The organism is Thermoanaerobaculia bacterium (genome assembly GCA_035260525.1).
GTDB lineage: Bacteria > Acidobacteriota > Thermoanaerobaculia > UBA5066 > DATFVB01 > DATFVB01.
The window spans coordinates 1-7,119 of sequence record DATFVB010000348.1 but is presented as its reverse complement, the minus strand read 5'-3'; the positions used below and the strand labels follow the sequence as shown (position 1 = coordinate 7,119).

Annotated in this window: 6 protein-coding genes; all 6 read right to left on the bottom strand. The window is 69.5% G+C overall.

Going from position 1 to position 7,119, the window contains the following annotated elements; all coding sequences use genetic code 11:
- Positions 1–25: 25 nt before the first annotated feature.
- A complete protein-coding gene (locus VKH46_16530) occupies positions 26–1,246 on the bottom strand; it encodes a beta-glucosidase (protein HKB72443.1) in 1,221 nt (406 codons plus the stop codon).
- Between the two features lie 62 nt (positions 1,247–1,308).
- Positions 1,309–3,651 (bottom strand): hypothetical protein, encoded by a 2,343-nt coding sequence (locus tag VKH46_16525; GenBank protein ID HKB72442.1) that lies wholly within the window; start codon positions 3,649–3,651, stop codon positions 1,309–1,311.
- Entirely contained in the window at positions 3,584–4,009 is a 426-nt protein-coding gene (locus tag VKH46_16520; GenBank protein ID HKB72441.1) for a hypothetical protein, read from the bottom strand. Before VKH46_16520 ends, VKH46_16525 begins: the two co-directional genes overlap by 68 nt.
- A gap of 59 nt (positions 4,010–4,068) precedes the next feature.
- Positions 4,069–5,604 carry an amino acid permease gene (locus tag VKH46_16515; protein HKB72440.1) on the bottom strand — a complete coding sequence of 512 codons (1,536 nt, stop codon included), beginning with the start codon at positions 5,602–5,604 and terminating at the stop codon, positions 4,069–4,071.
- A 251-nt stretch (positions 5,605–5,855) separates the two neighbouring features.
- On the bottom strand, positions 5,856–6,596 hold the full coding sequence (locus VKH46_16510; protein HKB72439.1) for an HAD-IA family hydrolase: 741 nt from the start codon (positions 6,594–6,596) through the stop codon (positions 5,856–5,858).
- Between the two features lie 157 nt (positions 6,597–6,753).
- On the bottom strand, positions 6,754–7,119 hold a 366-nt coding region (locus tag VKH46_16505; GenBank protein HKB72438.1), incomplete at its 5' end, for an SDR family oxidoreductase.

Here is a 7,119-nt window from a genome sequence, read left to right as displayed (position 1 = left end):
CCGGCTCGATGCATCGCCGCGCTTGCTAGGAACGCGAGCGCGCCGTCTCCTCGTCGATATGCCGCGCCGCCTCGTCGAGCACCGCCCATTCCGTGCGGTCGAAGCGCTCGTCGTCGGCCTCCGCGGCGGCGCGCTCGTCGGCGAAAAGGCGCTCCTGCCGCCGGATCTCGTCGGCGAGCGGCGCGTACGCTTCTCGGTTTCCGTTCGCGTCGGCATAGTCCCAGAGCCCGTTGCGGCAGTGCCGGTCGTCCTCCCACCCGGGATGGTTGACGATCGGATAGAGGCAGATTCCCTCCGTGTCGATCCCGAGCCGGCGCGCGCCGCGGAGCTCCTTGCCGACGTAATGCAGCCAGCTCGGCCGCACGTCGTCCTCGATGCCGGTCTCCGCGATGAACATCGGGCGGCCGTAGCGCTCGCGCACCTCGCGCAGCATGTAGCGCAGCGGGAGGTGCTGCGGATGCGACGGCACGACGACGCCGTCGTCGAGCACCCACTGGTTGTGGATGTAGTAGTTGAGCCCGAGCACGTCGAGGAACGACGGATCGCCTCCGATCTCCGGACGCTCGCGTCCCGAGATCATGTCCCACGAGGCGAACTGCGACAGACGGTAGTTCTCCGCCCGGCGCCGGTCCTGGGGCCGGCGCGGATCCGCGATGATGTGGATGATCGGGTCGGTGTGGACGAGGCGCGCGGCGGGGAACACGCTCCGGATCGCGCCGCAGGCCGCGATCGAAGCGCGCACGAGCTGCCCCTTCAGCTCGTCTCCCCTCCTCTTCGCGAACGGGTTGAAGAAGCCCTCCTCTCCCCCCGCGAACGAGAGGAACGAGATCTCGTTGACCGGCGCGAGGTACGGCGTCTCGTCCGTCTCGTCGCCGAGGACCGGGAGGAAGCCGCGGACGAACTGCTCGAAGCGCGGGACGAATTCGGGCGAGAACGGGTCGACGTGGTCGGGCCAGCCGAAGTGCAGCAGGTCCCACACGACGCGCACGCGGGCCTTCCGCGCGGCCCGGAGCATCGAGACCGCGGAAGACCAGTCCCGGCGGCCGTCCGGGCTCTCGATGACGTGCCAGCGGATTCCGTCGCGGGCGGCGCGGATGCCGACCGTCCCGAGGCGGGCGTAGTCCTCGTAGGCCCACCGGTCGTGCGCGGTCGACGCGCTCATGTCGAGGCGGCGGCGGTCGCGCCGCAAGTGCGTCGAGCATTCGAAGCCGCCGATGAAGAAGCTCGGAAAGAGCGGTTCGGCCATCACCTCCGACGCCGCCGCACGGGCCGTGCCAACCGAAGGAGACGGCGCGTGACTTCTTTCCGTCAACCGCGCGCCGGTCTCTTCGCGGCGAGCGCGAGAGCCGCGGCGAGGAGGGCGCCGAGAGAGACGGCCATCGCCGCGCGCGTGGCGGCGTCGGAGTAGACGAACTCGACCCGGTGGCGGCCTTCGGGAACCGCGACGGCCTGGAACGCGTAATCCGCGGGGACGACGGCGGCCGGGCGGCCGTCCACGCGCGCTTTCCAATGGCGGTCGAAGGTCTCGGACCGGAAGAGCCAGCCGGCGACGGGCGCGCCGACCTCGACCGTCTCGCGGTCCGCGCGACGGCGGAGCGTCCGGATCGCGGCCGGCGAGGCCGCCGGGCGTGCTCGGCCCGTTTCCGTCGGAACCGCGCCCTCGATCACCGGCGCCGAGAGCGTATCCCGCCCCGGCTCGAGGAGGAGCCGCCGGGCCGCTTCCTCGCCGGAGGCGCCGACCGCGGACGCGAAGAAGCGGAAACGCGAGGCGCCGGAGACCCGGTAGACGGTCCGGCGCGGCGAGGTGGAGAACCAGGGCGAAACGAGCGCCGCGGCGGAGGGATCGATCGAGGAGACCGCGCGCACGTCGGCGACCCGGAGGAGCGCGAGCTTGCGCGGGTCGGAGAACCGCAGGGACGCGAGCGCGCGGCCGAAGAGGAACGAGCGCCGCGGCGAGAACCGGTCGATGTCGTTGTTGCCGGCGAACGCGATCCCCCACATCACCGGGCGCATCGGCCGGAGCGGATCCGCCGCCAGCTCGGTCTCCGAGTCGAAGAAAAAGCGCCCTTCGGCGGTGGAGACGGCCGCGGCCGCGGAAGGAGCGCGGTCGAAGTAATCGTTCGTCTCGAGCGGAACGGCGTTCCAGGTGCGCGGGAAGAGATCGAGAAACAGGAGGACCGCCAATGCCGCGGCGAGCCGTCGGGGCCGCGCGCCGAGCGCCATGACGCAGAGAAACAGGACCGCCGCGAACGTCCCGGTCAGCGCGAGCTCGCGGCCGACGTCGGCCAGGATCGCCTCCCGCGAAGCGGAAAACGCCGGCGCGACGACGCGGCCCGAGAGAAGGAGCGACCACGCGCGCTCGGGCGCCGCGCGCAGCCACAGCCAGGTCCCCCAGGAGAGAGCGGCCAGGGCCGCCGCCCCGATTCCGGCGGCGCGCGCGGCGCCGCGATCGCCCTCGCGAACGCGGTCCAGCCCGAATCCCGCGGCCGCGATCGCCGAGATCATCGAGAAGATCAGCCATTTTTCCGGATACCGCACGAGCGACAGACCCGGCAGTGCGAGGAGACGGTCTCCTCCGGGTAGGAACCGCCCGAGCGAGAGGACCGCCGAAAGCGCGGCCAGCAGGAGGAAGCGGCGGCCCGTCCGCGCGCGCCATGCGGCGGGAAGAAGAGCGAGGGTCGCGGTCCCGATCGCCAGCGTCGAGACGTAGGGCGCCCCCGCGTCGAAGAAGGCCGCGCCCCAGAAACCCGCCGCCGACGCCGAGTGCACGTCGCCGAAGAGCCCGGGCCACAGCACCGCGAAGAAGCGCGCCGGCCGCACGGAGTAGAAGGCGGCGCCGGAGGCGACCGCGAGACCCGATCCGCGCACGGTCCCGCGGAACAGGGCCGCGGCGGCGACGATCTGCGGCGCCGCGATCGCGAGCCCGAGCGCCGCCCCGCCCGCGAAGGCTTTCCCGCCGCGCGCACGGCCGGCGAGGACGAAGACCGCCGCCAGAACGAGGATTTCGCCGGCGATCGCCGGCTCGCCGGACACGACGACCAGCCCGGTCAGGAGGGCGACCGCGCCGCCGCCCGCGAGAGAGGAGAGCCGCGGCGACGCCGCCGCGGCGAGCAGCGGGAGGAAGAACGCCGCCGCCCACGCGGTCGTCGGAAGAGAAGCGAGAGTCATCGCGGGCCCGCAGATCGCGGCGGCGAAGGCCGAGACCGCGGCGGCGAACCGGGACAGCCCGAGACGGCGAAGCGCGCCGAAGGAGAGGAGCGGAAAGGCGAACGCCCAGAGCAGATGCGCGGCGCGGGCGCCGGTCGAGAACGGCCGCAGCAGGAAGAGGAGCGTGGCCGGGAAGAAGACCGCGTTGTTCGGATCGGCGGCCAGAGGAACACCGCCCCCGATGGAAGGGTTCCAGAACGGCGAGGCGCCGCCGCGGAGCGCCTCGGCGAACGCGGCCCGAAGCGGAGCGAAGAAGAAGCCGAAGTCCCGCGCGTAAAAAACGAGGCCGCCCCCGAAGAGACGGCCCCAGAAGATCGCGGTGCCCGCGAGGAGGAGCGCGGCGGCCGCCGCGTCCCTCCGGCTCTTCAGAATCGCGTCACCTCTTGGTTTCGACGGTGACGTAGAAGTATTTCGCCTTGTCCAGGTTCCGGAAAACGTGGGCAAAGGCGACGGTGAAGTCGTCGCGCGCCCCCTTGTTCAGATCGCCGACCTTCACCCCGCCGTCGCCGGCGGCGATCAGGCGGTTGTCCTCGTCGAACACGGCGATCGCGATCCCGGGGACCACGTCGACGGTCGAGTCGTTGTCGACGCGCACCCGCACGCGGCTCGTCGACATCCGCGTGGGGCGGACGACCGAACCAAGGTCCCACTTGACCTGTTTGACCGTGATTCCGTTTTCCGTCCAGTTGAGGATCTGCACGCCGTTCTGCGGCGCCCACTCGAAGCGCTTCGTCACCACGGCCGCCGGCACCGACGCCGCGACCGCCGAGAGCAGGAGCATCACCGGCAGGATTCTTTTCATCGTCACCTCCGGCCCAAGGGTAGCAAATTCCACGCGCGCCGACGGGTGGAAAACGCGGCTCAGCGGAGCTCGGCCGGCGGCAGGTCGGAGGCGGGATTGAAGTCCGGGGGACGCGGCCCGTTGCGGAGCCGGGAGTGGCGATGTCCGTACAGGAAATACACGACCAGACCGGCGAGCAGCCAGAAGAAGAACCGCCACCAGGAGCTCGGCGGCAGATAGAAGATGAGGTAGACGCACGCGATCAGCCCGAGGCTCGGAAGGAAGACGGGGCCGAGCGGCACCCGGAACGGGCGCTCACGCGTCGGGTCCTTGAAGCGCAGCACCATGATCCCGAGGCAGACGAGGATGAACGCGAAGAGGGTCCCGATGTTCGTCAGGTCGACCATCTCGTCGATGTTCGCGATCGCCGCCGCGAGACCGACGACCACGCCGGTGAGGATCGTCGCGACGTGCGGCGTCCGGAACTTCGGATGCACCTTCGCGAACGCGGGGGGGAGAAACCCGTCCCGGGCCATCGCGAAGAGGATGCGGGGCTGGCCGAGCTGGAAGACGAGCAGCACGGCCGTGTGCGCGATCACGGATCCGAGCGCGACGATCCCGACCATGTAGTTCGGCATTCGGACGTACTTCATCGCCATCGTCAGCGGCTCGGCCTGCTGCGACGCGTTCAGATGGTGGAGCACCGGGTAGGGAACCATCCCGGTGAAGACGGCCGCGATGCCGACGTAGATGACCGTGCAGATGATGAGCGAGCCGATGATGCCGATCGGCATGTCGCGCTTCGGATTGCGGCATTCCTCGGCCGTCGTCGAGACCGCGTCGAAGCCGATGTACGCGAAGAAGATGATCGCGGCGCCGGTCGAGACGCCCGCGAAACCGTTCGGCGCGAAGGGGTGCCAGTTGGCGGGCTTCACGAAATGGAAGCTCACGAACACGAAGAAGCCGAGCACGACGAGCTTGATCGCGACCATCACCGCGTTGAATCGCGCGGACTCCCGGACGCCCCAGACGAGAACGATCGTGATCGCCGCGACGATCAGGAAGGCGAGGATGTTGAAGACGATCGGAATGCCGAAGAGGTGCGGCGCGTGGGCGAGCACCGCGGGCACCTTCTGGTGCGCGGTGCGGTAATCGATCGTGAGCCAGTCGGGGAGATGGATGCCGAGCCCGTCGAGGAGCGTGTTGCAGTAGTTCGCCCAGGAGATCGCGACCGCCACGTTGCCGATCGCGTACTCGAGGATGAGGTCCCAGCCGATGATCCAGGCGACCAGCTCGCCCAGCGTCGCGTACGAGTAGGTGTAGGCGGAGCCGGCGACCGGCACCATCGACGCGAACTCCGCGTAGCAGAGCGCCGTGAAGCCGCAGACGACGGCCGTCAGGAAGAACGAAAGCATCAGAGCCGGCCCCGCGCCGGGACGATGGGCGTCCCCCGCCGCGGCCGTCCCGATCGTCGCGAAGATTCCGGCGCCGATGATCGCCCCGATCCCGAGCGCGATGAGATTCACCGGGCCGAGCGTTTTCCTGAGCTGATGTCCTTCTTCCTGGGTCTCGGCGACGAGGTCGTCGAGGGATTTCGTGCGGAACAGCTGGTTCAAGTTGGACGGAAGGGTACGGTAACGGCGGGCGCAAAGGCAACGAAATTTTAGCCTGCGCGCCCGTCATTGCGAGCGAAGCGAAGCATCTGATTCCGGCAATTCAGGGGCAGATCGCCACGGCCACACAGATCGTCGCGGAGCCACCGAATTCCCCTCGCCCGCCGGGAGAGGGAAGAGCGCCGAAGGCGCGAGGGAGCTTTTCGCAGAAAAGCAGCGGCCTCGCCATGACCGGCGTCCGATCATTCATTGGGTCAGCGCGTGGCGGAGATCCCCCCCGCGCCCTGAGGCGCTTTCCCGATTCGCCGCGGGAGCTCGGCGAGGGACCGGATCCGGTCCGCGATCTCGGGATGCCGGTCCCCGCGGTCGAGGAGGAGCGCCGAGAGACCCGCTTCGCGCGCCGCCGCGAAGTCTTCCTCGAGGGAATCGCCGACGTGCACCGTCTGCGACGGCGGTACGGCGAGCCGGTCGCACGCCCGCCGAAAGATCTCCGGGTGCGGTTTCCCCGACTGCTCGGACGCCGAGACGAGGAGCGCGGAGAACCGCGCGGCGAGCCCGTGGGCTTCGAGCAGCCCGGCGAGCGTCGAGTCCCAGTTCGACACGATCCCGAGCCGGAATCCCTCCGACGCGAGCGCGTCGAGCGCCGGCAGGACGTCCTCGTAGACGGCCCACGCCTCCGGGCGCAGAAAATGGCCGACGAGCCGGTCGAAGCACGCGGCCGAGAGCATCCCGCCGTCGAAATGGAACCGCGCTCGCTCGACGAACATCGCCCAGAAACCCCGTTCTCCCGTCGGCCCCCCGTAGCGATCGACGAGCTTGCGCTCCCGAATCTCGCGCCAGGTCTTCGCGAGCGCGGCGGCGAGCGCCGCCGCGTCGCCGCGCGCGCCGTCGAGCGCGAACTCCCGCAGATAGACCTCCTCGACCGGCGGGTCGGGATGAAGGAGCGTGAATCCCGCATCGAACGTGATCGCCCGTATGTTCGGAGAGTCACTCATATCCCAAGCTCGAAATTCGAAGCTCGAAACTCGAAACAAGCACGAAATCCGAAATTGGGATGCTCAAAACGAGCTCGTCGGGCCCGTTTCGAATTTCGGGTCTTGCGACTTCGGATTTGTTTCGGATTTCGATATTCGGATTTCGGATTTCCTTTTCTCACGGCATCACCTGGCCGCCGTCGAGGACGATTGCCTGGCCGGTCAGATCGCGCGCGTCGTCTGAGGCGATGTAAACCGCGAGCCCCGCGATCTCCTCCGGATCGAGGACGCGGCCGAGCGGGGCCATGCGGGCGCAGATCGCGCGCGCTTCCTCTTCCGTGACGTGGCGAGCTTCCGCGATCCGCCGGTATCCCTGCCGCGCGAGCTCCGTCTCGACCCATCCGGGGCAGATCGCGTTGACGGTGATCTTCCGGTGCGCCAGCTCGAGCGCCATCGTGCGCGTCAGCCCGATCACGCCGTGCTTGGTCGCCACGTACGCCGCCTGTCCCGGCACGCCGAACCGGCCGAGCACGGAGGAGAGATG

Excerpts from the sequence above, each read along its gene's own strand:
- VKH46_16530 (HKB72443.1), bottom strand. The coding sequence starts at position 1,246 with ATGGCCGAACCGCTCTTTCCGAGCTTCTTCATCGGCGGCTTCGAATGC.
- VKH46_16520 (HKB72441.1), bottom strand. The coding sequence starts at position 4,009 with ATGAAAAGAATCCTGCCGGTGATGCTCCTGCTCTCGGCGGTCGCGGCG.
- VKH46_16510 (HKB72439.1), bottom strand. The coding sequence starts at position 6,596 with ATGAGTGACTCTCCGAACATACGGGCGATCACGTTCGATGCGGGATTC.